At 67.5% G+C, this 22,977-nt stretch carries 27 protein-coding genes; 12 read left to right on the top strand and 15 right to left on the bottom strand.

What is annotated here, in order from left to right; genetic code table 11:
- Window positions 1-102: 102 nt before the first annotated feature.
- The gene (locus GGC30_RS09335; protein ID WP_017505994.1) at window positions 103-276 is read left to right on the top strand and encodes a YdcH family protein; all 174 of its coding nucleotides are present in this window, start codon (window positions 103-105) and stop codon (window positions 274-276) included.
- A 72-nt stretch (window positions 277-348) separates the two neighbouring features.
- On the opposite strand, the gene GGC30_RS09330 is transcribed toward GGC30_RS09335, so the two are convergent.
- The gene (locus GGC30_RS09330; protein WP_039245300.1) at window positions 349-1,014 is read right to left on the bottom strand and encodes a DUF1013 domain-containing protein; all 666 of its coding nucleotides are present in this window, start codon (window positions 1,012-1,014) and stop codon (window positions 349-351) included.
- Between the two features lie 220 nt (window positions 1,015-1,234).
- On the opposite strand from GGC30_RS09330, the gene GGC30_RS09325 reads away from it, so the two are divergent.
- Window positions 1,235-2,077, top strand: coding sequence for a beta/gamma crystallin-related protein (locus GGC30_RS09325; RefSeq protein ID WP_153923590.1), 843 nt, complete (start codon window positions 1,235-1,237; stop codon window positions 2,075-2,077).
- On the opposite strand, the gene GGC30_RS09320 is transcribed toward GGC30_RS09325, so the two are convergent.
- Window positions 2,074-3,045: an NAD(P)H-quinone oxidoreductase gene (locus tag GGC30_RS09320; protein ID WP_153923589.1), complete on the bottom strand. Its 972-nt coding sequence runs from the start codon at window positions 3,043-3,045 to the stop codon at window positions 2,074-2,076. The genes GGC30_RS09325 and GGC30_RS09320 overlap by 4 nt on opposite strands.
- A gap of 88 nt (window positions 3,046-3,133) precedes the next feature.
- Here GGC30_RS09320 and GGC30_RS09315 point away from each other — a divergent pair, with 88 nt between their 5' ends.
- A complete protein-coding gene (locus GGC30_RS09315; protein ID WP_055754990.1) occupies window positions 3,134-3,337 on the top strand; it encodes a DUF1192 domain-containing protein in 204 nt (67 codons plus the stop codon).
- 109 nt (window positions 3,338-3,446) lie between these two features.
- Window positions 3,447-3,947, top strand: a complete 501-nt coding sequence (locus GGC30_RS09310) for a DUF1465 family protein (protein ID WP_055754989.1) — start codon at window positions 3,447-3,449, stop codon at window positions 3,945-3,947.
- 8 nt (window positions 3,948-3,955) lie between these two features.
- On the opposite strand, the gene GGC30_RS09305 is transcribed toward GGC30_RS09310, so the two are convergent.
- Together GGC30_RS09305 and rpmE are read right to left on the bottom strand one after the other, a co-directional pair.
- On the bottom strand, window positions 3,956-5,518 hold the full coding sequence (locus tag GGC30_RS09305) for a murein L,D-transpeptidase (protein ID WP_153923588.1): 1,563 nt from the start codon (window positions 5,516-5,518) through the stop codon (window positions 3,956-3,958).
- 159 nt (window positions 5,519-5,677) lie between these two features.
- On the bottom strand, window positions 5,678-5,902 hold the full coding sequence (gene rpmE, locus GGC30_RS09300) for a 50S ribosomal protein L31 (RefSeq protein ID WP_017506001.1): 225 nt from the start codon (window positions 5,900-5,902) through the stop codon (window positions 5,678-5,680).
- A gap of 134 nt (window positions 5,903-6,036) precedes the next feature.
- On the opposite strand from rpmE, the gene GGC30_RS09295 reads away from it, so the two are divergent.
- Entirely contained in the window at window positions 6,037-7,905 is a 1,869-nt protein-coding gene (locus tag GGC30_RS09295; RefSeq protein ID WP_055754987.1) for an ABC transporter transmembrane domain-containing protein, read from the top strand.
- Here GGC30_RS09295 and GGC30_RS09290 read toward each other — a convergent pair.
- The 6 genes from GGC30_RS09290 to GGC30_RS09265 all read right to left on the bottom strand — a co-directional run bounded on the left by GGC30_RS09290 (window position 7,902) and on the right by GGC30_RS09265 (window position 12,167).
- Window positions 7,902-8,933, bottom strand: a complete 1,032-nt coding sequence (locus GGC30_RS09290; protein ID WP_153923587.1) for a glycerophosphodiester phosphodiesterase — start codon at window positions 8,931-8,933, stop codon at window positions 7,902-7,904. The two genes, GGC30_RS09295 and GGC30_RS09290, sit on opposite strands and share 4 nt — an antisense overlap.
- Window positions 8,934-9,128: 195 nt before the next feature.
- Window positions 9,129-9,935 carry an inositol monophosphatase family protein gene (locus tag GGC30_RS09285; RefSeq protein WP_153923586.1) on the bottom strand — a complete coding sequence of 269 codons (807 nt, stop codon included), beginning with the start codon at window positions 9,933-9,935 and terminating at the stop codon, window positions 9,129-9,131.
- Between the two features lie 104 nt (window positions 9,936-10,039).
- Complete coding sequence (efp, locus tag GGC30_RS09280) at window positions 10,040-10,606, bottom strand: elongation factor P (protein WP_055754985.1); 567 nt, start codon at window positions 10,604-10,606, stop codon at window positions 10,040-10,042.
- A gap of 103 nt (window positions 10,607-10,709) precedes the next feature.
- Window positions 10,710-11,270: a tryptophan-rich sensory protein gene (locus GGC30_RS09275; RefSeq protein ID WP_153923585.1), complete on the bottom strand. Its 561-nt coding sequence runs from the start codon at window positions 11,268-11,270 to the stop codon at window positions 10,710-10,712.
- Between the two features lie 69 nt (window positions 11,271-11,339).
- Window positions 11,340-11,840, bottom strand: a complete 501-nt coding sequence (bfr, locus tag GGC30_RS09270) for a bacterioferritin (RefSeq protein ID WP_026108332.1) — start codon at window positions 11,838-11,840, stop codon at window positions 11,340-11,342.
- 141 nt (window positions 11,841-11,981) lie between these two features.
- Window positions 11,982-12,167, bottom strand: coding sequence for a bacterioferritin-associated ferredoxin (locus GGC30_RS09265; protein WP_017504559.1), 186 nt, complete (start codon window positions 12,165-12,167; stop codon window positions 11,982-11,984).
- A gap of 130 nt (window positions 12,168-12,297) precedes the next feature.
- Here GGC30_RS09265 and thiE point away from each other — a divergent pair, with 130 nt between their 5' ends.
- From thiE to GGC30_RS09250, 3 genes are all read left to right on the top strand, one after another.
- On the top strand, window positions 12,298-12,951 hold the full coding sequence (gene thiE / locus GGC30_RS09260) for a thiamine phosphate synthase (RefSeq protein ID WP_153923584.1): 654 nt from the start codon (window positions 12,298-12,300) through the stop codon (window positions 12,949-12,951).
- A gap of 62 nt (window positions 12,952-13,013) precedes the next feature.
- Window positions 13,014-14,705 (top strand): HAMP domain-containing sensor histidine kinase, encoded by a 1,692-nt coding sequence (locus GGC30_RS09255; protein WP_153923583.1) that lies wholly within the window; start codon window positions 13,014-13,016, stop codon window positions 14,703-14,705.
- A 43-nt stretch (window positions 14,706-14,748) separates the two neighbouring features.
- Window positions 14,749-15,543 carry a hypothetical protein gene (locus tag GGC30_RS09250; RefSeq protein WP_153923582.1) on the top strand — a complete coding sequence of 265 codons (795 nt, stop codon included), beginning with the start codon at window positions 14,749-14,751 and terminating at the stop codon, window positions 15,541-15,543.
- A 3-nt stretch (window positions 15,544-15,546) separates the two neighbouring features.
- On the opposite strand, the gene GGC30_RS09245 is transcribed toward GGC30_RS09250, so the two are convergent.
- The 3 genes from GGC30_RS09245 to GGC30_RS09235 all read right to left on the bottom strand — a co-directional run bounded on the left by GGC30_RS09245 (window position 15,547) and on the right by GGC30_RS09235 (window position 17,957).
- The gene (locus GGC30_RS09245) at window positions 15,547-15,888 is read right to left on the bottom strand and encodes a VOC family protein (RefSeq protein WP_370451935.1); all 342 of its coding nucleotides are present in this window, start codon (window positions 15,886-15,888) and stop codon (window positions 15,547-15,549) included.
- Between the two features lie 227 nt (window positions 15,889-16,115).
- On the bottom strand, window positions 16,116-17,201 hold the full coding sequence (aroC, locus tag GGC30_RS09240) for a chorismate synthase (RefSeq protein WP_153923580.1): 1,086 nt from the start codon (window positions 17,199-17,201) through the stop codon (window positions 16,116-16,118).
- A 9-nt stretch (window positions 17,202-17,210) separates the two neighbouring features.
- Entirely contained in the window at window positions 17,211-17,957 is a 747-nt protein-coding gene (locus tag GGC30_RS09235; RefSeq protein WP_153923579.1) for a DnaJ C-terminal domain-containing protein, read from the bottom strand.
- Between the two features lie 110 nt (window positions 17,958-18,067).
- Between GGC30_RS09235 and pdxH the strand changes: the two genes are divergently transcribed.
- Window positions 18,068-18,742 carry a pyridoxamine 5'-phosphate oxidase gene (gene pdxH, locus GGC30_RS09230; RefSeq protein ID WP_153923602.1) on the top strand — a complete coding sequence of 225 codons (675 nt, stop codon included), beginning with the start codon at window positions 18,068-18,070 and terminating at the stop codon, window positions 18,740-18,742.
- A 7-nt stretch (window positions 18,743-18,749) separates the two neighbouring features.
- Here pdxH and queA read toward each other — a convergent pair whose 3' ends face one another.
- On the bottom strand, window positions 18,750-19,835 hold the full coding sequence (queA, locus tag GGC30_RS09225; protein WP_153923578.1) for a tRNA preQ1(34) S-adenosylmethionine ribosyltransferase-isomerase QueA: 1,086 nt from the start codon (window positions 19,833-19,835) through the stop codon (window positions 18,750-18,752).
- Between the two features lie 345 nt (window positions 19,836-20,180).
- Window positions 20,181-21,467, bottom strand: coding sequence for a D-amino acid dehydrogenase (locus GGC30_RS09220; RefSeq protein ID WP_153923577.1), 1,287 nt, complete (start codon window positions 21,465-21,467; stop codon window positions 20,181-20,183).
- Between the two features lie 135 nt (window positions 21,468-21,602).
- Here GGC30_RS09220 and GGC30_RS09215 point away from each other — a divergent pair, with 135 nt between their 5' ends.
- The 3 genes from GGC30_RS09215 (at window position 21,603) to GGC30_RS09205 (ending at window position 22,976) form a co-directional block, all read left to right on the top strand.
- The gene (locus GGC30_RS09215; RefSeq protein ID WP_039246401.1) at window positions 21,603-22,052 is read left to right on the top strand and encodes an Lrp/AsnC family transcriptional regulator; all 450 of its coding nucleotides are present in this window, start codon (window positions 21,603-21,605) and stop codon (window positions 22,050-22,052) included.
- Between the two features lie 41 nt (window positions 22,053-22,093).
- Entirely contained in the window at window positions 22,094-22,570 is a 477-nt protein-coding gene (locus GGC30_RS09210) for a hypothetical protein (protein ID WP_091747886.1), read from the top strand.
- Window positions 22,571-22,631: 61 nt separating this feature from the next.
- Window positions 22,632-22,976 carry a RidA family protein gene (locus GGC30_RS09205; protein ID WP_017504571.1) on the top strand — a complete coding sequence of 115 codons (345 nt, stop codon included), beginning with the start codon at window positions 22,632-22,634 and terminating at the stop codon, window positions 22,974-22,976.
- The last annotated feature ends 1 nt before the right edge of the window (window position 22,977 follow it).

Here is a 22,977-nt window from a genome sequence, read left to right as displayed (position 1 = left end):
TCCTTCGGGTCCGGGGCGACGGGCTGTCACTGGAAAGTGATTACACAGCGCGCCAAACCGGGCGCTCACTCTACTGGTCCCTAACCAAAGGAGGCGCAAGCCATGACCATCGAGGCTCGTATTCGCGAACTGGGTAATCGTCATCGCACCCTGGATGAGACCATCCAGAAGGAGCTTACCCGCCCGTCCACGGATCCGTTGCAGGTCAGGGCGCTGAAGCAGAAGAAGCTTCGGCTGAAGGAAGAAATCACCAGTCTGGAGGCGCGCGCGACCTAGCGTCCGCTTCCCTGAAACGACGACGGCCCCGGAGATCGCTCTCCGGGGCCGTTTTCGTTACGCGAAGGCGGGTCAGTCCTTGGTGCCGAACACCGATTCCGCCGTCGGCTCAGCGCCGGGACGTTGGCGGGCTTCCGGCACGAACTCGGGCTCGGCCTCGACCTGTTCGACAGGCTGGATCGTGCCGCCGCCATTCTTCAGGTCGTCCTTGGCCTTCTTGTCGGCGGCCTTCTTGACGATCTCATCCAGCGCCAGCTGGCCGACCAGGCCGAGGGTCACCGGGTCGACCGGCTTGATGTTGGCGCTGTTCCAGTGCGTGCGGTTGCGCACGCTCTCGATGGTGGACTTGGTCGTGCCCAGCATCTTGGCGATCTGGGCGTCGGTCACCTCGGGGTGGTTGCGCACGAACCAGGCGATGGCGTCGGGGCGGTCCTGGCGACGCGACACCGGCGTGTATTTGGGCGCCGGCTTAGCCGACTTCAGCAGTTCGGCGTGGCGGCTGACGATCGCCTTCATGCGATAGTTTTCGTCGCCCTGGGCCTTGTCCAGTTCTTCGCGCGTCAGCTGGCCGCCGGTGACGGGATCCACGCCACGAATGTCGCGCGCCACGTCGCCGTCGGCAATGCCGCGAACTTCCAGCGGGTGCAGGCCGCAGAAGTCGGCGATCTGCTCGAAGCTGAGAGAGGTGTTGTCGACCAGCCAGACCGCAGTGGCCTTGGGCATCAGAATGTCGCTCATGGGGCGTTCGTCCCGGTGTTGTTGAGCCGCCGAATGAGGCTTCGGCTGGCGTTGGATACGACGGCGCCCGGCCTTTCGACCGGGCGCGTATGATGCCGATATAGGCCTATTCGACACAAAAGAAAACGCTGAGCGACAATCCCATACAGCAACGGTTCATCCGCCCTGACGCAACCTTCGCGGTAATGAAGCTTTTCAGCTTCGGGAGAGGAGAACCACCATGTCCATTCTGCTTGGCGCGGCTCTGGCCGCAGCGATGGCCTCGGGCCAGGACTATGCGCAGCAACGCGTCGCCCCGCGCGGCGGCTATACCCAGTCGTGTTCGGAAGCCTATGTGAACCGCGGTCGTCTCTATGCCGATTGCCGCGATACGCGCGGACGGATGCGCGGCACGTCGATCGAGCTGAACCGCTGCGGCGGCGAGGAGATCAACAACGACAACGGCCTGCTGGTCTGCGGGCGGTTCCGTGGCGACTATGAAGACAGCCAGCCCGGCCGTCCCGGCGGCGGCTGGGGGCCTGGCAATGGTGGGCCGGGCAACGGCGGTCCAGACTGGGGCGCTGGCGCCGGCCGCGCGCCCCAGGGCAGTTATCGCCAAAGCTGCACGGACGCCTCGGTGCGCGGCGGTCGCCTGTTCGCCCGTTGCGAGGGCGGCGGTCGGGATCGTCGCGCCAGCTCGTTGGACTACAGCCGCTGCGGCCGCTTCGACATCGCGAACGAAAATGGTCTGTTGGTCTGTGGCCCGGTGCGAGGTCAGTGGGAAGGCGAAGGGGGATGGGGCGGCGGCAATGGCGGCGGCTGGGGTCGGTCCTCGATCACCGTCTATGACGACGCCAACTTCCGCGGCGCCTCGCGTGAGTTCATCAGCGAGGACCGCAACCTGGGCCGCACCCCGTTCAATGACCGCATCAGTTCGATGCGCGTCGAAGGCCGCTGGGAAGTCTGCACCGACGCCGAGTTCCGGGGACGCTGCCGCATCGTCGAAGGCGATGTCCGCTTCCTGAACGGCGGCTTCAACGACAACATCTCGTCGCTGCGCCCCGTGCGCGGCGGTCGCTACTAGACGCTCAGCACGATCTTGCCGATGTGCCCGCCGGCTTCCAGTTCGGCGTGCGCATCGGCCGTCTGCTCCAACGCGAACACCGCCTGAACCGGCGGCTTCACCTTGCCGGATGCGACCCACGGCCAGGCGGTCGCCTCGACAGCCGCGGTCAGACGCGCCTTTTCGTCTGCCGGGCGGCTGCGTAAGGTCGATCCCGTCAGGGTCAATCGCTTCAGCATGATCCGCTGCAGATCCATCTCGACCCTGGGGCCGGTCAGGGAGGCGATGACCACCCAACGCCCGCCCGCATTCAGACTGTTCAGGTTCAGGGCGGCGTAGTCTCGCCCCACCATGTCCAGAACCACGTCCGCGCCGCCCGCCTCGCGGATCTGCGCCTCCAGATCATCGCTCTTGGCGTCCAGGCTGATGTCCGCGCCCAGCACCTTGGCGGCTGTGGCCTTGTCCGCCCCGCGCGAGGTGGCGATCACCCGGGCGCCTGCCGCCTTGGCCATCTGGATGGCCGTCACGCCGATGCCGCTGGTCGCCCCGTGGATCAGCAACGTCTCGCCGGCCTTCAGCGCGCCGCCCTCGAACACATTGGCGAAGACGGTGAAGACGGTTTCCGGCAGCACGGCCGCCTGAACGAAATCCAGACCCTGGGGGATCGGCAGGACATGACGCGCATCCACCACGGCCAACTCCGCATAGCCGCCGCCGCCCAGCAGGGCGCAGACCCGGTCGCCGACTGCCCAGCGCGTGACGCCCTCTCCGACGGCCTCGATCTCGCCGGCGATTTCAAGCCCCAGAACGTCCGACGCGCCGGGGGGAGGGGGGTAGGCGCCGATGCGTTGCAGCAGGTCCGGCCGGTTCACACCCGCCGCCCGCACCCGGATCAGCACCTGACCCGGCCTCGCCACGGGATCGGGCCGTTCGGCGATCTTCAGGGCCTCGGCCGGTCCGGAACCGCCTTCGATTTCGATCACGCGCATCGCACTCGCCTTGCATTCGTCCGTATCCGGGCGTTCAGATAGGAACCGTGGACCGTCTTGGCCATGACAGCGCGAAAGGAAGGCGACGATGTTCGAAGATCTTGAACCCCGCCCGCAACGCGGCGAGCCGCTGCGGGCCCTGTCACGCGAAGACCTGGATGTTTACGCCGTCGAGGATTTGCAGGAGCGGATCGCCGCGCTTGAGGCCGAGATCGCGCGTTCGCGCGCCGCGATTGAGACGAAACGCTCCAAGAAAAACGCCGCCGACGCCCTGTTCAACTTCGGTTCGTGATCGCGAATGATCCGCTGGCATGGCATGAGCGTTGCATCTTTCGTGCGAACGGCGCCGCCAGGGGCCGATTGCAGGACGGACCCGACCTTCTCTGATGATCAATGCTCAAATGACCTCCGCTCCGTCCCCCGCTGACCGCAGCCGCACCGTTCGCGATTTCGCCCGGTCCGAGCTGTTCGATCGCACCTTCCGCGAAGGCATGGAACTGGTCGAAGAAACCGCCGCCTATCTGGACGGCGAGGGCCGTCGCGACTCCAAGATGCTGTCGCGCGCCGCCGCCCTTGCCTATGCGGCCGAGAGCATGAAGCTGACCACCCGCCTGATGCAGATCGCCTCCTGGCTCCTGGTCCAGCGCGCCGTGCGAGAAGACGACATGTCGCCGGAAACCGCCTGCGAGCCGCGCTATCGCCTGAACGAGCGCCGCATCGACGCCGAGCCCAGCCACGCCGAACTTCCGATCGCCCTGATCGAATACCTCGTGCGGTCGGAAAAGCTGTTCGACCGCACCCTGTATCTGGATCGCCGCATGTATGCCGACGATCAGGATCAGGCCCCGGAAAACCCGGTGCTCAGCCAGATGGGCATGCTCGAGGCGGCCTTCAGGGGCTGATCGCCCCTTTACGGCCCGACGTCGTTGGCGTCCGCCCGGCCGTCGTCGATGGGCTTGGGCAGATTGACGCCGATGCCCAGCGCCTGCGCCAGCTTGTCGTCGCGGCCATAGACGTCCTCACGGAACGCCACGCGGCCCTGACCGTCGACGAAGGCGGTCCAGTACAGCAGACGCACCGAGATTTCGCGTCCGGTCGTTACGCGCGTCGTCTCGCGCGTGTCCTGGGCCGTGTCGAACTGGGCCAGCTTCGTCGGATCGGGCGACAGCAGCAGGCGCGCGAACTCCACCGCATTCTGCACCCGCACGCAGCCGTGGCTGCGCTGACGCGTGGACAGGTTGAAGGCGGCCTTAGACGGCGTGTCGTGCAGGAAGATGGCGTAGCTGTCGCGCAGCTCGAACTTGACATAGCCCAGGGCCGAGCGCGGGCCGGCGCGCTGGATGACCGTGCCGTCCTTCACATACATATCGTTGGCGGCCAGATACCCCGGCCCCTTGGGCAGGATTTCGCGGCGCGCGATGCCGGCCGGCACATACCAGGGCGGATTGGCCACGACCGAGGCGAACGGCTTCTCCAGACTGGGCGTCTGGTTCTCAGCCGAGCCGACGACGACGCGGTTGGAGTGAACCGGCTTGCCGTCTTTCCAATAGACCATGATGGCGGCGGCGGTGTTGACCTCGATCCGCTCGGGCGCGACCTCGCGCTTCAGCCAGCGACGGCGCTCCAGGTTCAGCGCGATCTGACGCGCACGGTCCTCGGCCGAGGCGCCCAGCGAGCGCTGGGTGCCTGCGCCGATCCGCCCGTCTGCGCCAAGGCCATGGCGGTTCTGGAAGCTTTGCACCGCACGTTGCAGTTCGGCGTTGTAAACCAGGCCCTGCGACTTCAGCCGCGCGCCGTCGGCGGCCGACAGATCGCCCTCGGCCGTCAGGCGGTCGATCAGGGCGGGGATGCGGCGATCGCTGTTGCCGGGCTCTATGGTCGCGCCCTGGGTGAAGCGGGGCCAGCCGCCCTGCGCCGCCAGACGGCGATAGCGGACATAGCCGGCCGACAGGTTCTGATAGCCGATGTCGGTGGGCGCCAGGCCGTCGTACCATTGGCCCAGCACATTGCGGCTCAGGGCGTCGCTGAGACCGCGCGGCAGGTCCACACGGTTTTTCTGCATTTCCCAAAGATCTTCGACCGTCTCGGGCCGCACCTTGCCCTCGGCCAGGACGCGGGCATAGGCCAGCGCCGCCGCCGTGGTCCGCAGGTCCGCGCTCGCCGGATCGGCGGCCAGTCCCACGAAGTCGAAATAGTCAGAGCCCGCCAGACCATGGCGATTGGCGCCGGCCGCGACGGTGTTCAAGGCCCGCACCCGGTCGGCGTTCCACACCGGCCGCCAGCCGTTCATTTCATAAAAGGCGCGCACATCCGCCTGCTGCGTCTCGGGCAGACGCGAAATCTGATCGTTGAAGCTGTTGTAGAAGGCGGTCGCCTCCGGTCCGCGCTGCACGAAGACCTGCTGCGCGCGCGCCGCCGAGCCAAGGGTCATGGCCGCCGTCGTGACGCCCAGACCCAGTTGCCGTCTATTCATAGTCTTCCGCTTCTTCGATCGCTTCGGCCAGCGTGGCCGACGCCCCTGGTACCCGAACGCCCCCACATTATCGGTGTTCCGACCAAACAAAAAGCGCCGGCCTTGCGACCGACGCTCTTGGTGTTCCGATTGCTGCGAGATGTCGCAGCCAGGACGCGCTTACTTCTTGATGAAGCCGGCGAACTTGTTGTTGAAGCGCGAGACGCGGCCGCCGCGGTCCATCAGCTGGGCGTTGCCGCCCGTCCAGGCCGGGTGCGTCGACGGATCGATGTCGAGGGCCAGCTTGTCGCCTTCCTTCCCGTAGGTCGAACGGGTCTGATAGGTGCTGCCGTCGGTCATCACCACGGTGATGAAGTGGTAGTCGGGATGGGTATCCGCCTTCATGGTCGTCGTCCGGTCTCTGCGCGGTGACGATGCCGACCGTCCGTGCGCGTGAAATGAGAAACCCGCCAGAAATCCGGCGGGAATGAGGGGCGGCGTTTACACCGGGGGGCGTTCCGGGGCAAGAGGCGGGCGAAATGACCGATCAAGCCGCCGCCTCCGCCCCTTCCGCCAACCGCGCCTCGGGCATGGCGTCGCTGGAGGGGAGGCCCAGCGCCGGCGCCCTTCTGGCCGACCAGATGTCCGAAGCGGGCGCCAAGCGCGCCAAGCGCCGCGACATCCGCCCGCTCGCGCGACTGATTCCCTTCGCCATGCGCCACAAGGGTCATGCCCTGATGGCGGTCTTCTGGCTGCTGCTGTCCACCGCCGCCTCGCTGGGCCTGACCGCCTTGGCGCGCGGAGCCATCGACCATGGGTTCGAGGCGGGCGGCGCCAATCTGAACATCTGGTTCCTGCTGCTGGGGGCCAACGCCCTGTTCCTGGGGCTGGCGACCGCCGCCCGCTACTATTTCGTCACCCGCACGGGCGAGCGCGTCATCGCCGATGTGCGAAAGGGCCTGTTCGGCCGCATCCTGACGCTGGACCCGTCCTTCTACGCCCATATGCGCACCGGCGAGGTGCTGTCGCGCCTGACCACGGACATCGCCCTGGTCGAGACGTTGATGACGACGTCGATCTCCTACGCGCTCAGAAACTTCCTGACCCTGATCGGCGGCGTGGCCCTGCTGTTCTTCGTCAGCCCCAAACTGACTGGCTTCGTCCTGCTGATCGTGCCCTTCCTGCTGGGGCCGATCTTCATCTTCGGCCGCAAGGTGCGCAAACTGACCGTCGCGTCCCAGGACCGCTTCGCCAACGCCGTCGGCTTCGCCGGCGAAAGCGTGGACGCCATCGAGACGGTCCAGGCCTTCGGCCGTGAACAGAGCGCCATCACCCGCTTCGGCGCGGCGGTCGAGGACGCCTTCAACGCTTCCCTGACGCGGATGCAGGCCCGCGCCTGGATGACCGCCCTGATCATCGTTGTCATGTTCGGCGGCGTGACCCTGGTGCTGTGGCTGGGCGCCCAGGACGTGGTGAAGGGCGCCATGACGCCCGGCGCCCTGCTTCAGTTCGTTCTGCTGTCCGTTTTCGCCGCAGGCGCCGTTGGCGCGCTCGGCGAAAGCTGGGGCGACGTGCAAAAGGCCGCCGGCGCCATGGAGCGGATCGAGGAGCTGATGCGCGCCGTCGCCGGCATCGCCCCGCCGCCTCAGGCCACCGCCCTGCCGACGCCCCCGCGCGGCGAGGTGTCGATGTCGGCCGTGGGCTTCGCCTATCCGGGCCGCCCCGACCTTCCGGCCTTGAAGGGCTTCAGCCTGACCGTGCGCCCTGGTGAGACGGTCGCCCTGGTCGGCCCGTCTGGCGCCGGCAAGTCCACGGTCTTCCGCCTGCTGCTGCGCTTCTATGATCCGCAGACCGGCATGGTCTCGGTCGACGGCGTCGATGTGCGCCAGGCCGATCCCGTCGCCGTGCGCGACCGCTTCGCCTGGGTGTCTCAGGAAACGCCGCTGTTCTCGGGCTCGGCCTTGGAGAACATCCGCTTCGGCCGCGAGAACACGACTTTGGAAGAGGCCCGCGCCGTCGCCGAAAAGGCCCAGGCGCTCGGCTTCATCGACGCCCTCCCGGAAGGGTTCGACACCCCGCTCGGTGAGCGCGGCAAGAGCCTGTCGGGCGGCCAGCGCCAGCGCTTGGCCATCGCTCGCGCCCTGGTCCGCGACGCCCCCATCCTGCTGCTGGACGAGGCCACCAGCGCCCTCGACGCCGAAAGCGAACGCCTGGTCCAGGTCGCCCTCGATCAGGCGATGGAGGAGCGCACCACACTGGTCATCGCCCACCGCCTCGCCACCGTCCTGCGCGCCGACCGCATCGTCGTCATGGACGACGGCCGCGTCGTCGAAGAAGGCACCCACGAGCAACTCGTCGCCCAGGGCGGCCTCTACGCCCGTCTCGCCGAGCTTCAGTTCCGCAACTAGGGCGCCGTGGTCCGCGCCAGGGCCGGGAAGTCGCTGAACAGCGCATCGACCCCGGCCTCGGCGAAGGCTGAGGCATAGCCGGTCATGTCGCCGTGCCCGGCCGGATCGTCGCCTCTGCGTCGCTCGACCGGCAGGAAGGCGTTCTCGGCCCGCAGGGTCCAGACCACGACCTTGAGGCCCGCCGCGTGGGCGTCGGTGACCAGAGTGCTCGGCGCGGTCGTGCGGCCTTGTGCGTCGCGCGGCAGGACCAAGGTCATCTCCGGCGCGACCCAGTCGGCGTAGGCGGCGATGGCCTTTAGCCCCTCGGGCGCGATCATCTGCGCATAGGTCACGTCCGCCCGGTCCGCCGGTCCGCCCTTGGCCGCCACGAGTTGAGCCAGCGGCGCATCGATGCGCGTCGCCAACCGCTCCAGCGGCCCGACCTCGAAACACTGGATGATGATCGGGGCCTCGGCGCCCGTCAGACCCAGCCGCTCCAGTTCGGTGACGAAACCGTCCTCCATCGGCAAACCGATCGCGGCGAAATAGGTCGGGTGTTTCAGCTCCGGCGCCACGGCGATCGTCCGCCCGGTCCGCGTCGAGGCCTCGCGCGCGATGGCGACGACCTCGTCGAAGGTCAGGATTGGCTCTTGACCGTCATAGGCGGCGCTGCCCGGTCGAAACGCGGGCAACCGCTCCCTCGCCCTCAGCGTCTTCAACTCGGCCAGGGTGAAGTCTTCGGTGAACCAGCCGGTGGTCTCGACCCCGTCGATGGTCTTGGTCGTCCGACGGCCCGCGAACTCGGGCCGGTCGCCCACGTCGGTCGTGCCGCCAATCTCGTTCTCATGCCGATCGACGAAGACGCCATCCCTAGTCAGCACCAGATCCGGCTCGATCACATCCGCGCCCTGTTGGATCGCCAGCTCATAGGCCGCGCGCGTGTGCTCGGGCCGTTCGCCGGACGCGCCGCGATGGGCGATGATCAGGGGCTGGGCCAGGGCGGGCGCTCCGGTCAGAAGGACGAGGCCGCACAGGATGAAACGGATCATCCGCCTTGGATAGGGCGGGGGCGCGACAGGCCGATGACCGTCTCCTCCCCACATGTGAGGAGGCGGACCGCGAAGCGGTGGAGGGGGTCTTGACGCCCCACCGGCCGCTGGCGATCAGGCAAGAGCCCCTTCGTCACGGCGCTGAAGAAGCGCCGCGCCACTTCCCCGCAAGCGGGGAAGAGACATAAGCGAGCCTCAGGAGCCCTGAAGCACCTTGCGCAGGTTCGGATGCAGTTCGGTGTTCGACGCCAGGATCGACTTGCCCGTCTTGGGATCGCCGTCGTTCTCGATGGTCGTGACCCGGCCGCCGGCCTCGGTGACGAACAGGATGCCCGCCGCCACGTCCCAGGGCTTTAGATTGCGCTCATAATAGGCGTCGTAGCGGCCTGCGGCGACCCAGGCGAAGTCCAGCGCGGCCGAGCCCAGGCGGCGGATGCCGGCGACCCGTTGGCCCACAGCGTGCAGATCCTTGATCGACTGGGCGTGACCCGACTTGCCGATGAAGGGCAGTCCGGTGGCGATCAGGCTTTCGGACAGATCGCGACGGCCGGCGACGCGGATGCGCTGGTCGTTCAGATAGCAGCCCTTGCCCTTTTCGGCCCAGAACAGCTCGTTCATGACGGGGTTGTAGGTCACGCCGGCGACAATCTCGCTCGTCCCGTCCGGCGCGCGGCGCTCCAGCCCCACCGTGATGGCGAAGTGGGGCATTGCGTGCATGAAGTTGGTGGTGCCGTCGATCGGATCGACGATCCAGGTGTGGGACTTGTCCGTCCCCTCGATCATGCCGCGTTCCTCGCCCAGGAAGCCATAGCCGGGGCGGGCCTTCATCAGCAATTCGTACAGCGTGTCTTCGGCCTTCAGGTCGGCGGCCGTGACGAAATCGCCGGGGCCCTTCCTCGACACCTGAAGCTGGGAGACTTCGCCGAAGTCGCGCAGCATCGGGCGGGCGGTCTTGCGCACCGCATCGGTCATGACTTGGAGCAGGGCGGAGGCGAGGGCCATCGGGGAATCTCCTGGTCCGAAAGTCCTTCAAAGCCGCAGCCGGACAGTCGGAGAAGTTCAGAAAGGAACGGCCCCGCGAGGGGCCGCTTTAGCGTGGTGGTCTGTTAGTCCGCGCGGCGGACGTATTCGCCGCTGGTCGTGTCGACGACGATACGCTCGCCGGCCGACATGTAGGGCGGGATCATGATGCGCACGCCGTTCGACGCCAGCGCTGGCTTGTAGGACGACGAGGCGGTCTGGCCCTTCACGGTCGGCTCGGTCTCGGCGACTTCCAGCACGACCTGATCGGGCAGTTCCAGGCCGATCGGACGCTCTTCGTGCATCTCGATGACGACCTTCATGCCTTCTTGCAGATAGGGGATGCGCTCTTCGCCGACCCAGTCCTTTTGCAGTTCGATCTGCTCGTAGGTGGTGTCGTCCATGAAGACCAGGCTGTCGCCGTTGTCGAACAGATAGGAGAAGTCCTTCTGTTCCAGCGTCACGCGCTCGACCTTGTCTTCCGACCGGAAGCGTTCGTTCAGCTTGTTGCCGGTCTCCAGGTTCTTGGCCTCGACGTTGGCGAAGGCGCCGCCCTTGCCGGGCTTGACGTGGCTGGCCTTGGTGACGACCCACAGGCCGCCATTGTGCTGCAGGACCATGCCGGGCTTGATGGTGTTGCCGTTGATCTTCATGGGGTCACATCGGAAATGGAGTTGCGCCCTCGCACCGTTCGGGGCGAGGCGAATAGGGCGCGATCCCTAGAGGAAGCCCCGATAAAGGGCAAGGCGACGCAACCTAATGCAGGGTGCGTCCGCCCGAGGCGTCTTCGGCCTTGCGGTGCAGGAAGTTTCCGAACCGCACGCCCGACCCCAGCGGCGCCGCCATCTTGCCGGCTCCTTCGTCCAGCTTGCGCGCTTCGTGGGCGAAGGCGGCGGCCAGACCGGCCGACGACATCGCGGCGACCACCTGACGCGCCATCGACGACGGCCGCAGGCCCAACCAGACGGCGTTCACCGTCTGGGCCGCGACCCAAAGGCCCATGGCGCGGGTCCGTTCCTTTTGCGGAGGCGCGTTCCAGACGCGCACGGCCGACAGGGTCGTCGCCGAAAACACCGCCGGCAGGATCAGGCTGAAGGCCCCCTTGGGCTTTTCGGTGATCGGCAGGTCCTTGTCGCGCACCTGTTTCAGGTTGCGACGGGGCTTCAACGCGCCCGAGGCGATGGTGTGGGCCAACAGGGCGAAGCCGACGGTCAGGGCGATCCCGGCGACCACATGGCCGGCGCTGCGGCCCTCGCTGTTCAACAAGCCCATGGCGGCGTCGCGCACGTCGTCGATGGCGTCGTCGATATCGGTCATGGTCCGCTCCAGCTTGGCCCTGACAGGCTAATGGCCGGAGCGGATTGGAGTTCCGTCAGAAGGCAGAGCTTAGTTGCCGGTCGCCGCGCCGTCCGTGACGATCTCTTTCATCGCAGATTGCAAATAGTTCTGGGCGCCCATCAGCTCGATCAGCTTGTGCTGGTTTTCCAGGAAGTCGATGTGCTCTTCGGTGTCGGCCAGGATCTTCATCAGCAGGTCACGGCTGACGTAATCGCGGGTTTCCTCGCACTGGGTCACGGCGGCGGCGGTCGTGGCGCGGCTGTCCAGTTCCAGTTGCAGGTCGGCGCCCAGGCATTCGATCGGATCTTCGCCGACCTTCAACTTGTGCAGGTCCTGCAGATTGGGCAGGCCGTCCAGGAAGAGGATGCGTTTAATCAGCATGTCGGCGTGCTTCATCTCGCCGATCGATTCTTCGTAGATCACATTGCCCAGGTGCGCGAGGCCCCAGCTTTCGAACATCCGGGCATGCAGGAAGTACTGATTTACGGCTGTCAGCTCGTTGGTCAGCACTGCGTTCAGCGTGCGCAGGATTGCGGGGTCGCCCTTCATGGCCATCGTCCTTGGTCTCGCCACGGCGCTGTCGCCGTCTGTCGAGCGCAGCCATAACACAGTAAAACGGGCTTTGTTTATTTGCGAGTTTTTATCACTGCATTGAGAGTGCGAGTGACTGTCGGCCGCAGGCGAAGCAAACTATTCGGCTGCGAGTGCGAACGCTTCGCGGCTTTCCTGAATCATCTGACGCATCTCGCAGACGCATTTGGCGCACTGGGCCTGGCACTGGTTGCGCGCAAAGATGTCGCGTGGACGGCAGGCGCCGGCCTCGATGGCCTGGGCGACATCACGCTGGCGAAGACCGTTACAGTTGCAGACGTACACGAGGCGCTACACGTTTCACTGACTGAGAATGGTTCGCTATAGCAGCCCTTAAGGCGATTGCAAGTCGTTCGCATGGCTCAGCTGGCGGTGGGCCGTTGACGGATCGTCGCGGGGGCGGGCAATGACGGACATGGCCCGAACACCCACCGTCCCCGAGCGTCCGCCCTGCCGGCTGTATCTGATCACGCCGCCCGCGATCGCCGACCTGAACGCCTTTGCGCAAACCCTCGATGAGGCCTTGGCCGCCGGCGACGTCGCGGCCTTGCAGATCCGGCTGAAGCCCGCCGACGACGCCGCTATCCGCACGGCGGTCGAGGTGTTGGCTCCCATTGCGCGGCGTCATGATGTCGCGGTCCTGCTGAACGACCGCCCGGATCTGGCGTGGGCTACCGGCTGCGACGGCGTTCACATCGGTCAGGAAGACGGCTCTCTGGCCGAGGCGCGGCGTATCATGGGGCCGGATGCCATGATCGGCGTCACCTGCCACGACGACCGCGACCTGGCCTGGGACGCCGCAGAGGGCGGCGCCGACTACGTCGCCTTCGGCGCCTTCTATCCCACCGATACAAAGGAAACGGTGCATCGTCCGTCCCTAGACATCCTGACGGTGTGGCAAGAGACGGTCGAGACACCCTGCGTCGCCATCGGCGGGATCACGGTCGACAACGCTGCAGAGCTTGCCCAGGCCGGCGCCGACTTCGTGGCGGTCAGCGGCGGGGTCTGGAACCATCCCGACGGCGCAGCCGAGGCCGTCAGGCGTTTCAATGAAAAATTGCGGGCCTGACTTCAGGGGATATTAGGAACCGTGTCGTCCTATTCCGACCTCTGATTGGTCGGAACCTGTCCATGATCCTGAGCCGCGCGCTCAACATCGACGCCCCCCACAGCGCCCCCGTCAAGGGCGTGATGGCGGCTGGCCATCGGCCCGGCCCCGTCGGCGCCGACGGCCCGGATGGCCCCAATCCCCTGATCCCGGTGTTGACGGGCGTCGTCGTCGCCATCCTGGTCGCTCTGGCGATCGCCTATGCCCGTTCGGCCGGACTGGTGGCGGGCCTGTGGGGCGCCAGCGGCGTCGCCGTCGCCGTCTGGCTGCGCACCAGCCGTGGCCGCACCAGCGACCTCACCTTCGCCGGCGTCCTGACCGTCAGCATCCTGATTGGCGAGATCATCGCCGGCAACAAGCCGCCGCTGGCGCTGGCCTTCACGATCGCCAACATGATCGAGATCATCGGGGCTGTCCTGCTGGCCCGCCGGTTCTCGCCCACGCTCAACCTTTCCAGCCTGAACGGCGCGGTCAGTTTCCTGTTCTTCGCGGCTGTCCTGGCGCCGATCCCCGCCGCCCTGTGCAGCACCCTGATCCTGTCGCTGATGGGTCAGGGCGACATCGTTTGGCAGGGGTTCCAGACCTGGTGGCTGGGTCACGCCCTGGGCATCGCTGTACTGGGTTCGCTAGGGATGTCGCTGACGCCTGCGATGTTCGCGCGTCTGCTGAAGCCGAGGAAGCTGATCGAGGCCGTCGTTCTGATCGGCCTTGTTCCCGTCTTCTACTTTGTCGCCTTCACGGGCGACGTGCCGATGGGCTTCGTCCTGCTGCCGCTTCTGCTGGCCATTGCGGTACGGCTCGGCGTCGCGGGCGCCGCCTTCACCCTGGTCGTCATGAGCGTGCTGTTGGTCGGCAGCGCCATGATCGGAAACGGCCCCTATGCTCAGGGCGACCTGACTCACCAGGTTCTGATGGCCCAGATGCTGGTGCTGATCGGCTATATGCCCGTCCTGCTGGTGGCCTCGTTGTTGGAAGAGCGTGACCTTCTGGCGGAGCGCGCGCGCGTTGGTCGCGAACGCGCGGAAAAGGCCTCGGAGGCCAAGTCCCGCCTGCTCGCCAATGTCGCCCACGAGATCAAGAGCCCGGTCGCCGGCATCATCGGCATCGGCGATCTGTGGCGACAGGGCCATCTCGGGCCGGTCTCGGCTCAGCAGGCCGAGATGTCCGACATGCTGGTCAAGACCGCGCGTCAGGTCGAAACCCTGGCCCATGATCTGCTGGATGTGGCCCGCGCCGAATCCGGGGCCGTCCGGGTCGATCTGCGGCCGACCGACATTCCAGGGCTGCTGGAAGACGTGCGCCGCACGTGCCTGCTGTGGCCCGACGCCGACCGGGTCGCCGTCGAGGTGGTGTGCGAGGGCGATGGCTTGATCGCGGTCGCGGACTCTCAGCGTCTGGCCCAGATCATCACCAACCTGACCAGCAATGCGCTGAAATACGGCGGGTCCGGCGGCCGTGTCGTCCTGCGTGCGCTTCGTCAGGACGACTGCGTCCGCATTGAGGTCAGCGATTTCGGCCCCGGCCTGTCGCCACAGAAGCAGGCGCAGCTGTTCGAACCCTTCAACCGCCTGGGGCTTGAGCGTTCGACGGTCGAGGGGCACGGCGTCGGCCTGGCCCTGGCCAAGCGATTGGTCGAGTTGCAGGGCGGCTCGATCGGCGTGATCTCGGCGCCGGGCGAGGGCGCCACCTTCTGGGTCGCGCTGCCCAAGGCATGAGGTCGCGCTTGCGGTCGCGCCCCGGCCGCGCGATGGTCCGGCCATGCCCATGATCGCCCTTGCCGCCGCCCTCGTGATTTCCGGACAGGCGACGACGCCTCCGCCGCAGCGCGCCGGTTCCAACCTGACGCGGGACTTGAACAGCGCCCCGCCTTCCGCGACCCCGCCCGCCGCCTCCACCGCAGCGCCGACCCAAGTCCCGGCGCAGGCCCCGGCCCGGGCGACGAGCCAGGCCTTGCCTCCAATCGGCCAGACCCCCGCGGCATCGCCGCGTCCGGCGCCCGCCGCGTCACCCACGACGCGCACGACCCAGACCCAGCCGCCCATCGGCCAAAGCCCGGCGACCGCGACACGTCCGGCGACCGCGACACGTCCGCAAACGCCAGCCCCGACCACAGCGGCGCCTCAGGCGACCACGCCTCAACCGACAACGACCGCGCCTGCCGCAACCCCGCCGACCGCCGCACCCGCCCCGGCGGCCTTGAACGCCGCCGCCATCGCCGCTCTGCCATTCAGCATCCAGCTGCCTACCGGCCTGACCATCACCCCGGCGCGCGCCGGCGCGAACGCCAACATCTATCGCGTCCAGCGCAGCGACCAGACCCTGCTGATGATCTACGCCGGTCCGTCGTCGCAGTTTCCGATCTATGACGGCGAGACGGTCCGCGCCGGCGGCCGCGCCTCGGTCGTCGTCACCGAAGGCAGCCGCCGTCTGGCGATGGAGCACCTGTTCCAGCGCGCTGCGGACCCCAAGGAGATCCACGTCTGGATCGCCAGCGTCGAGGGCGCGGACCGGGATCTGGCCGAACGCATCGGCCAGTCCATCGACGTCAAATAGGGCTCAGCCCTCGGACCAGACCGCCATTTCCGTGCCGGCCGGATCGGCGAAGTGGAAGCGGCGACCGCCGGGGAAGCTGTAGATCGGTTTCACGATCCGGCCGCCGGCCGCCTCGACCTTGGCCAACATGGCTTCCAGGTCGTGGGCGTACAGAATAGGAAGAGGGGTCTTGGTCTGATCGGCCTGATCGGCGTCGAACCCGCCGTCCAGACCCTGATCGAAGGCGGCATAGGTCGGGCCGTAATCCACGAAGGTCCAGCCGAACGCCTGGCTGTAGAATTGCTTGGTCGCGGGCAGGTTGGCGGCGGGGAGTTCTAGGTAGTCCAGCTTTCCGTCTTCACGCACGGTTGATCTCCTGAGTTGGGCGCCACCGGTCCCTTGTCTTGCACGCGACCTCGACATGCGCAAACCTGCAAACGGTTCGCAGTTGCAGGAATCGAGCGATGATCGTGATGACGACAGGCCTGTCGGCCCTGATGGCCTTGATGCGGTGCGAGGCGCGTCAGACCGAGCCGCCGCCGAGGCGCGAGACCGATCGCGCAAACCCGCGTCCGCCCCGATCCAGGCCCTGATCAGCCGACCTGGGCGCGGTGCCTCAGATAGGCGTCGGCCAGCACGCAGGCGGCCATGGCCTCGACCACCGGCACGGCGCGCAGGGCGACGCACGGGTCGTGACGACCCTTGGTGCGCAGGTCCGTCTCTTCGCCGTCGCGGGTGATCGTCTGGCGCAGGGTCAGGATGGAGGAGGTCGGCTTGAACGCCACCCTCGCCGTCACCGGCTGGCCCGTCGAGATTCCGCCCAACACACCGCCCGCCTTGTTCGACAGGAAGACCGGCTGCTTGTTCAGGTCCAGCCGCATCTCGTCGGCGTTCTCTTCGCCCGTCAGTTCGGCGGCCTCGAACCCGGCGCCGATCTCGACCCCCTTGGCGGCGTTGATCGACATCAGGGCCGCCGCCAGTTCCGAGTCCAGCTTGCCGTACAATGGCGCGCCCCAGCCCGCCGGAACGCCCGTGACCTCCAGCGCGACGACGGCCCCGACCGACGACCCCGCCTTGCGGATGCCGTCCAGATAGGCCTCCCAGTCGCCCACGACCTCGGCCGAGGCGGCGAACAGCGGGTTGCTGGATACAGCGTCGAAATCGACTTGATCCGGGGCGACCCGGTGGGGCCCGATCTGGACCACGCCTGCGCGAATCCTGACGCCTTCGCCCAGCACCTTGCGCGCCACGGCGCCGGCCGCCACGCGGCTGGCGGTCTCGCGCGCCGAGGACCGTCCGCCGCCTCGGTGATCCCGCACCCCGTATTTGGCCTGATAGGCATAGTCGGCGTGCCCCGGCCGATAGGCGCGGGCGATCTCGCCATAGTCCTTGGACCGCTGGTCCTCGTTCTCGATCAGGATCGAGATCGGCGTGCCCGTCGTCACCGGTCCGTCGCCGTCGTCGAACACGCCCGACAGGATGCGCGCCGTGTCGCTTTCCTTGCGCTGGGTCACGAAGCGGCTGCCGCCCGGCTTACGCTGGTCCAGCCAAGGCTGAAGGTCCGCCTCGGTCAGCGGGATCATCGGCGGGCATCCGTCAACGACGCAGCCGATCGCCGGCCCGTGGCTCTCGCCCCAGGTGGTCACGCGAAACAGATGGCCGAAGGTATTGTGCGACATGGCCCCGACTTAGGCCGCCAGACGCTCCTGCGTCCAGACCCGCGTGAACCGCACCAGCAGGTCCTCCGCCGCCGAGGGAACATCGGACGACGGCTCCAGCGTCACGAACAGATGCCCCGCCGGCCGCGATCCCCGCGCGGGCAGGCCCAGGTCCTTCAACCGCACCCGCACCGGCGCGGCCATGTCGGCTGTGATCCAGGCCGAGCGCGTGCCGACAGGGGTCTCGATCTCCACCCGCCCCCCGTCGGCCATCAGGCGACGCTCGACGGCCCAGGTCATGAACAGGTCGTCGCCGACGACCGACAGCCCGTCCTCGGGTCGGATCAGCACCGACAGATAGAGATCGCTCCCGTCCGCCGCCCCGCGCCTGAGCCGCAGATGATCGCCGCTGCGCAGGCCCTTGGGCGCCGTGACCCGCACCACCCGCGCGCCCAGCCGGACCTCGACCTGACCACCGGCCAGGGCCTGCATCGGCGACAAAACCAGAACCGGCGTCGGCGCGGGCCGCGCGGCGGGCGCCGACAGGGCGGGGCGGGGGGGCTGGTGCGCCTGGATCAGCCGATAGGCCGCAATCACGCGCCGGAACCGCTCGGCGTCCCCGCCGGCCTGATCCGGCCGCGCTGCCTTCACCGCCGTTCGGAAGGCGGCCTTCAGCGTCGACGCATCGACATCGCCGCGCACATCCGTTTCCAGGCCCAGGATCGAGAGGGCCTCGCGGACGCCGGACACATCTGAAGTCGGAACAGGCGCGCTCATGCCGTCACCGTTCGCGCATCAGGGTCAATGGGCGGTTAACCCTGACGGCGACACGCCCGTTTTTGACCTCGATCATTTCCAGCCGCGCCCGCACCGACTACATCACTCGCATGACCGCATCCGTGATCCCGCCCAGCCCGTCGCGTGAAGAATACGCCCGCGATTATGCCGCCGCCCTGGCCGCCAATGGCGACGAGACCATCTTCGACCGGCCCGAACCGATCGGCCTGTTCGTCGAATGGCTGGCGGACGCGAGGGCGCACGAGCCGAACGATCCCAACGCCATGACCCTGTCGACCATCGACGCCGACGGCCTGCCCGATGCGCGGATCGTTCTGCTGAAGGACGTCGATGCGCGGGGCTTCACCTTCTACTCGAACAGCGAGAGCGCCAAGGGCGTCGAACTGGCCGGTTGCGCGGCCGCCGCCCTGACCTTCCACTGGAAATCCCTGCGCCGCCAGGTGCGGGTCCGCGGCGCGGTCGAGCCGGTCACGCCGGCCGAGGCCGACGCCTATTTCGCCAGCCGCGCGCGCGAAAGCCGCATCGGCGCCTGGGCCTCGGACCAGTCCCGCCCCCTGTCGGATCGCACGGTGCTGGAAGAGGCCGTGGGCCGCGAAACCGCGCGTTTCGATGGTCAGGAGGTGCCGCGCCCGTCCCACTGGACCGGTTGGCGCGTCGTGCCGCGCTCGGTCGAGTTCTGGCGCGATCGCCCGTTCCGTCTGCATGACCGACTGCGTTTCGACCGCGACGGCGAGGCCTGGCGCTCAGGCCGCCTCTGGCCCTGACCCGCGATCAGTCGCGGAACAGCAGCGATCCGTCGCCGTAGGAATAGAAGCGATAGCCGTCGGCGACCGCATGGGCATAGGCCGCCTTCATCGTCGCCGTGCCCGCAAAGGCGCTGACCAGCATGAACAGCGTCGACTTCGGCAGGTGGAAGTTGGTCATCAGCACATCGACCGCCCGGAACCGATAGCCCGGCGTGATGAAGATGGCCGTGTCGCCGTGGAACGGTTTGATCTCTCCGTCCTCGGCCGTCGCGCTTTCCAGCAGCCGCAGGGAGGTGGTGCCGACGCAGACGATGCGCCCGCCCTTTGCATGGACGGCGTTCAGGGCGGCGGCGGTTTCAGGCGACACCTCGCCCCACTCGCTGTGCATCTTGTGGTCGGCCAGGTCGTCGGCCTTGACCGGCAGGAAGGTGCCGGCCCCGACATGCAGCGTCACCGCATGGGTCGAGACGTCCTTGGCTCGAATGGCGTCCAGCAGGGCCGGGGTGAAATGCAGCCCCGCCGTCGGCGCCGCAACCGACCCGTCATGCTCTGCGAACACAGTCTGATAGTCCGACCGGTCGCGGTCGTCCTCGGGCCGTTTGGCGGCGATGTAGGGCGGCAGGGGCATGACCCCGACATCACGGATCGCGTCGTCTAGCGCCGGTCCCGCCAGGTCGAAGCTCAGGGTGATCAGGCCGTCTTCACCCTTTGCCGTGACCGTCGCGTCCAGTCGACCGAGGTCGCAGGCGGCGGCGCTCGCATTTCCAAAACGAACCCGATCACCCGGCTTGATCCGCTTGCCCGGCTTCATGAAGGCGGACCAGACGTCGGGCGCATCGCGGTGATGCAGCGTCGCCTCCACCTCGACCGTCAGGGTTTCGCCCGCGGCCCCGATCCGCTGACGCACGCCCGACAGACGGGCGGGAATGACCCGCGTATCGTTGAACACCAGGGCGTCGCCCGGCTCCAGGAAGTCCGGCAGATCGCGAATGATCCGGTCTTCCAGCGCGCCGCCTTTCACCACCAGCAGCCGCGCGGAATCCCGCGGATCGGCCGGGCGCAACGCAATCCGGTCTTCGGGCAGGTCGAAATCGAAATCGGCGGTCTTCATCGCGCGCTCTATAGGGCGCTCCGACGCGCCGCGCCACGTCGCGGCGTGCTGCCAGCGCATCGTCGGCGCGCCGCTGCCTGATTCACAACGGGTTTTCGCGCCCGAACGTCGTCTAACCGACCGCGCCCCGGCCGCATGCTAGACTGGCGTGGATCTTTGACAGCGTAAGTTCAGGCGGAAGGGATGGCGAAATCCCGCCTGCGCCTCACCGGGATGACGCCGGCGGATTAGACGAATTAGACACTTTAGACGGTGAATTCCCGTCCGCGGCCCAAGGGCTCACAGCGCGAGCAATTAGACGAACTAGACTCTTTAGACGGTAAAATTCCCCGCAGACGTCTGATCTCAGCTGTAGCCCGGCGCGAACGCCCCCGCCCACGCGCCATAGCGGTTCAGCGACAGGTCGCGGGTCTCGATCTCGGGCGCCTTGCCGTCGACCATGTCGGCCAGAACCCGCGCCGAGCCGCACGCCATGGTCCAACCCAGGGTGCCGTGGCCGGTATTCAGATAAAGTCCCGGAACCTTGGTCGCGCCGATCACCGGCGTGCCGTCCGGCGTCATCGGACGCAGGCCCGACCAGTAACTGGCCCCCGCCAGGTCGCCGCCGCCCGGAAACAGGCTGCCGACCGAATGGGCCAGGGTCTCGCGACGCAGGGCGGGCAGGGTGTTGTTGTAGCCCGACAGTTCGGCCATGCCGCCCACGCGGATGCGGTCGCCCAGGCGCGTGATCGCCACCTTGTAGCTCTCGTCCATGACGGTGGAGACCGGCGCGCGGTCTTCGTTCACGATCTTGGCCGTGATCGAATAGCCCTTCACCGGATAGACCGGCAGATCGAGACCCAGCGGCTTGGCCATCATCGGCGAATAGGAGCCGAGCGCCAGGATCACCAGATCGGCCGTCATGGCGCCCTTGCTGGTCAGGGCGCCCGTCGCGCGGCCGTCCGTCATGGTGATCGACTGGATCTCGGTCCCGGTATGGAAGACCACGCCGCGCTCCGCCGCCAGCTTCGCCAGGGCGTTGGTGAACAGGAAGCAGTCGCCGGTCTCGTCATGCGGCAGACGAAGACCCCCGACGAAATCGACGTCGGAGGCGGCCAGGCCCGGCTCGGCCGCGATACAGCCCGCGCGGTCCAGAATTTCGCACGGCACGCCGGCGGCCTTCAGCACATCGACGTCCTTGTGCACGTCGGCCAGCTGCTTTTCGGTACGGAACAGCTGCAGCGTGCCCTGCTGGCGACCGTCATAGGTGATGCCGGTTTCGCGGCGCAGCATGTCGATCTGGTCGCGGCTGTATTCGGCCAGACGCACCATACGGCTCTTGTTCAGCGCATAGCGGTCGTGGGTGCAGTTGCGCAGCATGGCGACGGTCCAGCGCACCATAGCCATGTCCAGACGCGGGCGCACGATCAGCGGGGCGTGCCGCATCAGCAGCCACTTCATCGCCTTGACCGGGATCGACGGCGCAGCCCAGGGCGCGGAATAACCCGGCGAAATCTGCGCGGCGTTGGCGAAGCTGGTTTCCAGCGCCGGACCGGCCTGCCGATCCACCACCGTGACCTCATGCCCGGCCTGGCTGAGATACCAGGCGGTGGTGACGCCGATGACGCCCGACCCAAGCACCAGAACCCGCATGTGACGTTCCCAAGCCCAATGTTGTTATTCGTCGCAAGCTAGCGCCGCATGGATCGACGATCCTGCCTGTTTGCGCAACGATCGGTCGCTGATAGAAGTCTGACGCAATAATCTGCGGCTGAATGGCGGAAACTTGTGTCCCTGCTTGATCCCCTCGACCAACGCCTCCTTCAACGGCTCCGCGCCGATGGGCGCATCAGCAATGCGGACCTGGCCTCCGCCGTCGGTCTGTCGCCTTCCGCCTGCCTGCGGCGCGTGCGGCGGCTGGAAGAGCGCGGGGTGATCCGGGGCTATGCCGCCGTCCTGGCCAACGACAGCGACGACGGCGTCGTCGCCTATGTCGAGATCACGCTGGAGAAGCAGACTGACGACCACATGCGCCGGTTCGAGGCGGCCGTCCGCAACCACCCGGAAATCCGCGACTGCTATCTGATGGCGGGCGAGGCCGACTACATCGTCCGCGCGGTCGCGCCCGACATCGCCGCCTATGAGGTGATCCACAAGGACGTCCTGTCGCGTCTCCCGGGCGTGTCGCGCATCCACTCCAGCCTGGCGATCCGCAATGTCCTGGCGGCCCGCGGCTGAAACGGGCTGAACCTTCCGCCCCGGTCGGGTGTTGTGGCGGCATGAAAGCCCTCGACCTCCTCCCGTCCGCCCTCATCGGCGCTGTCGCCAGCGCCCGCTCCATGACCCCGATGGCGGCCCTCGCCACCGCCGAACTGGCGCACAAGCCCTTGCCCGGCCGCGTCTTCCTGCTGAACCGGCCGCTGTTCAAGTTCGGCGCCCTGGCCATGGGTGTCGGCGAACTGCTGGGCGACAAGATGAAGACCGCGCCCGATCGCACCGTCTTCCTCGGCCTATTGGCCCGGGTCATGAGCGCGGGCATCGCCGGCGCCGCCCTGGCACCTCGCGGCAAGGAGAAGTTGGGCGCAGGCCTGGCGGTCGGCACGGCCGTGCCGCTGGCCTATCTGACCCTTTCGGGGCGCAAGAAGGCCATGGCCCGCATCGGCCAGACCAAGAGCGGCTTGATCGAGGACGCCCTGATCGTCGGCGCCGGCGCCCTGGTCGTCGGCCTGACCGTCTCGCGGTTCAACCGCCGCTAGCCGCTCGACAGCCGGGCCCCGGCGGCGATAGGTGAGGGACGTTTTCGAAGGACCCTAGCCCATGATCACCCGCATCCAGCCCGGCGCCCGCATGAGCGAGGCCGTCGTCCACGGCGACACCATCTATCTGTCGGGCCAGGTCGGCGAACCCGGCGACGACGTGGCGACGCAGACCCGAACGGCGCTGGCCGAGATCGAGGCGCTGCTGGCCGAAGCCGGCAGCGACAAGTCCAAGATCCTGATGGCCCAGATCTGGCTGGCGGATATCGCCGACTTCGAGGCGATGAACGGCGTATGGGACGCCTGGGTCGACACCGCCAACCCGCCGGCCCGCGCCACGGGCGAAAGCCGGCTGGCTTCCCCCGACTACAAGGTTGAGATCATCGTAATCGCCGCCAAAGCCTGAT

It is taken from the genome of Brevundimonas sp. SPF441 (genome assembly GCF_009661015.1).
GTDB lineage: Bacteria > Pseudomonadota > Alphaproteobacteria > Caulobacterales > Caulobacteraceae > Brevundimonas > Brevundimonas vesicularis.
The sequence above is the reverse complement of the archived record's forward strand: the minus strand, read 5'-3'. Positions and strand labels throughout refer to the sequence as shown.

Excerpts from the sequence above, each read along its gene's own strand:
- GGC30_RS09315 (WP_055754990.1), top strand. The coding sequence starts at position 3,134 with ATGTTCGAAGATCTTGAACCCCGCCCGCAACGCGGCGAGCCGCTGCGG.
- GGC30_RS09295 (WP_055754987.1), top strand. The coding sequence starts at position 6,037 with ATGACCGATCAAGCCGCCGCCTCCGCCCCTTCCGCCAACCGCGCCTCG.
- queA (WP_153923578.1), bottom strand. The coding sequence starts at position 19,835 with ATGAAGACCGCCGATTTCGATTTCGACCTGCCCGAAGACCGGATTGCG.
- bfr (WP_026108332.1), bottom strand. The coding sequence starts at position 11,840 with ATGAAGGGCGACCCCGCAATCCTGCGCACGCTGAACGCAGTGCTGACC.
- efp (WP_055754985.1), bottom strand. The coding sequence starts at position 10,606 with ATGAAGATCAACGGCAACACCATCAAGCCCGGCATGGTCCTGCAGCAC.
- GGC30_RS09320 (WP_153923589.1), bottom strand. The coding sequence starts at position 3,045 with ATGCGCGTGATCGAAATCGAAGGCGGTTCCGGACCGGCCGAGGCCCTG.
- thiE (WP_153923584.1), top strand. The coding sequence starts at position 12,298 with ATGGCCCGAACACCCACCGTCCCCGAGCGTCCGCCCTGCCGGCTGTAT.
- GGC30_RS09255 (WP_153923583.1), top strand. The coding sequence starts at position 13,014 with ATGATCCTGAGCCGCGCGCTCAACATCGACGCCCCCCACAGCGCCCCC.
- GGC30_RS09220 (WP_153923577.1), bottom strand. The coding sequence starts at position 21,467 with ATGCGGGTTCTGGTGCTTGGGTCGGGCGTCATCGGCGTCACCACCGCC.
- GGC30_RS09335 (WP_017505994.1), top strand. The coding sequence starts at position 103 with ATGACCATCGAGGCTCGTATTCGCGAACTGGGTAATCGTCATCGCACC.
- GGC30_RS09325 (WP_153923590.1), top strand. The coding sequence starts at position 1,235 with ATGTCCATTCTGCTTGGCGCGGCTCTGGCCGCAGCGATGGCCTCGGGC.
- GGC30_RS09275 (WP_153923585.1), bottom strand. The coding sequence starts at position 11,270 with ATGACCGATATCGACGACGCCATCGACGACGTGCGCGACGCCGCCATG.
- rpmE (WP_017506001.1), bottom strand. The coding sequence starts at position 5,902 with ATGAAGGCGGATACCCATCCCGACTACCACTTCATCACCGTGGTGATG.
- aroC (WP_153923580.1), bottom strand. The coding sequence starts at position 17,201 with ATGTCGCACAATACCTTCGGCCATCTGTTTCGCGTGACCACCTGGGGC.
- GGC30_RS09235 (WP_153923579.1), bottom strand. The coding sequence starts at position 17,957 with ATGAGCGCGCCTGTTCCGACTTCAGATGTGTCCGGCGTCCGCGAGGCC.
- GGC30_RS09250 (WP_153923582.1), top strand. The coding sequence starts at position 14,749 with ATGCCCATGATCGCCCTTGCCGCCGCCCTCGTGATTTCCGGACAGGCG.
- GGC30_RS09285 (WP_153923586.1), bottom strand. The coding sequence starts at position 9,935 with ATGGCCCTCGCCTCCGCCCTGCTCCAAGTCATGACCGATGCGGTGCGC.
- GGC30_RS09330 (WP_039245300.1), bottom strand. The coding sequence starts at position 1,014 with ATGAGCGACATTCTGATGCCCAAGGCCACTGCGGTCTGGCTGGTCGAC.
- GGC30_RS09310 (WP_055754989.1), top strand. The coding sequence starts at position 3,447 with ATGACCTCCGCTCCGTCCCCCGCTGACCGCAGCCGCACCGTTCGCGAT.
- GGC30_RS09210 (WP_091747886.1), top strand. The coding sequence starts at position 22,094 with ATGAAAGCCCTCGACCTCCTCCCGTCCGCCCTCATCGGCGCTGTCGCC.
- pdxH (WP_153923602.1), top strand. The coding sequence starts at position 18,068 with ATGACCGCATCCGTGATCCCGCCCAGCCCGTCGCGTGAAGAATACGCC.
- GGC30_RS09290 (WP_153923587.1), bottom strand. The coding sequence starts at position 8,933 with ATGATCCGTTTCATCCTGTGCGGCCTCGTCCTTCTGACCGGAGCGCCC.
- GGC30_RS09305 (WP_153923588.1), bottom strand. The coding sequence starts at position 5,518 with ATGAATAGACGGCAACTGGGTCTGGGCGTCACGACGGCGGCCATGACC.
- GGC30_RS09205 (WP_017504571.1), top strand. The coding sequence starts at position 22,632 with ATGATCACCCGCATCCAGCCCGGCGCCCGCATGAGCGAGGCCGTCGTC.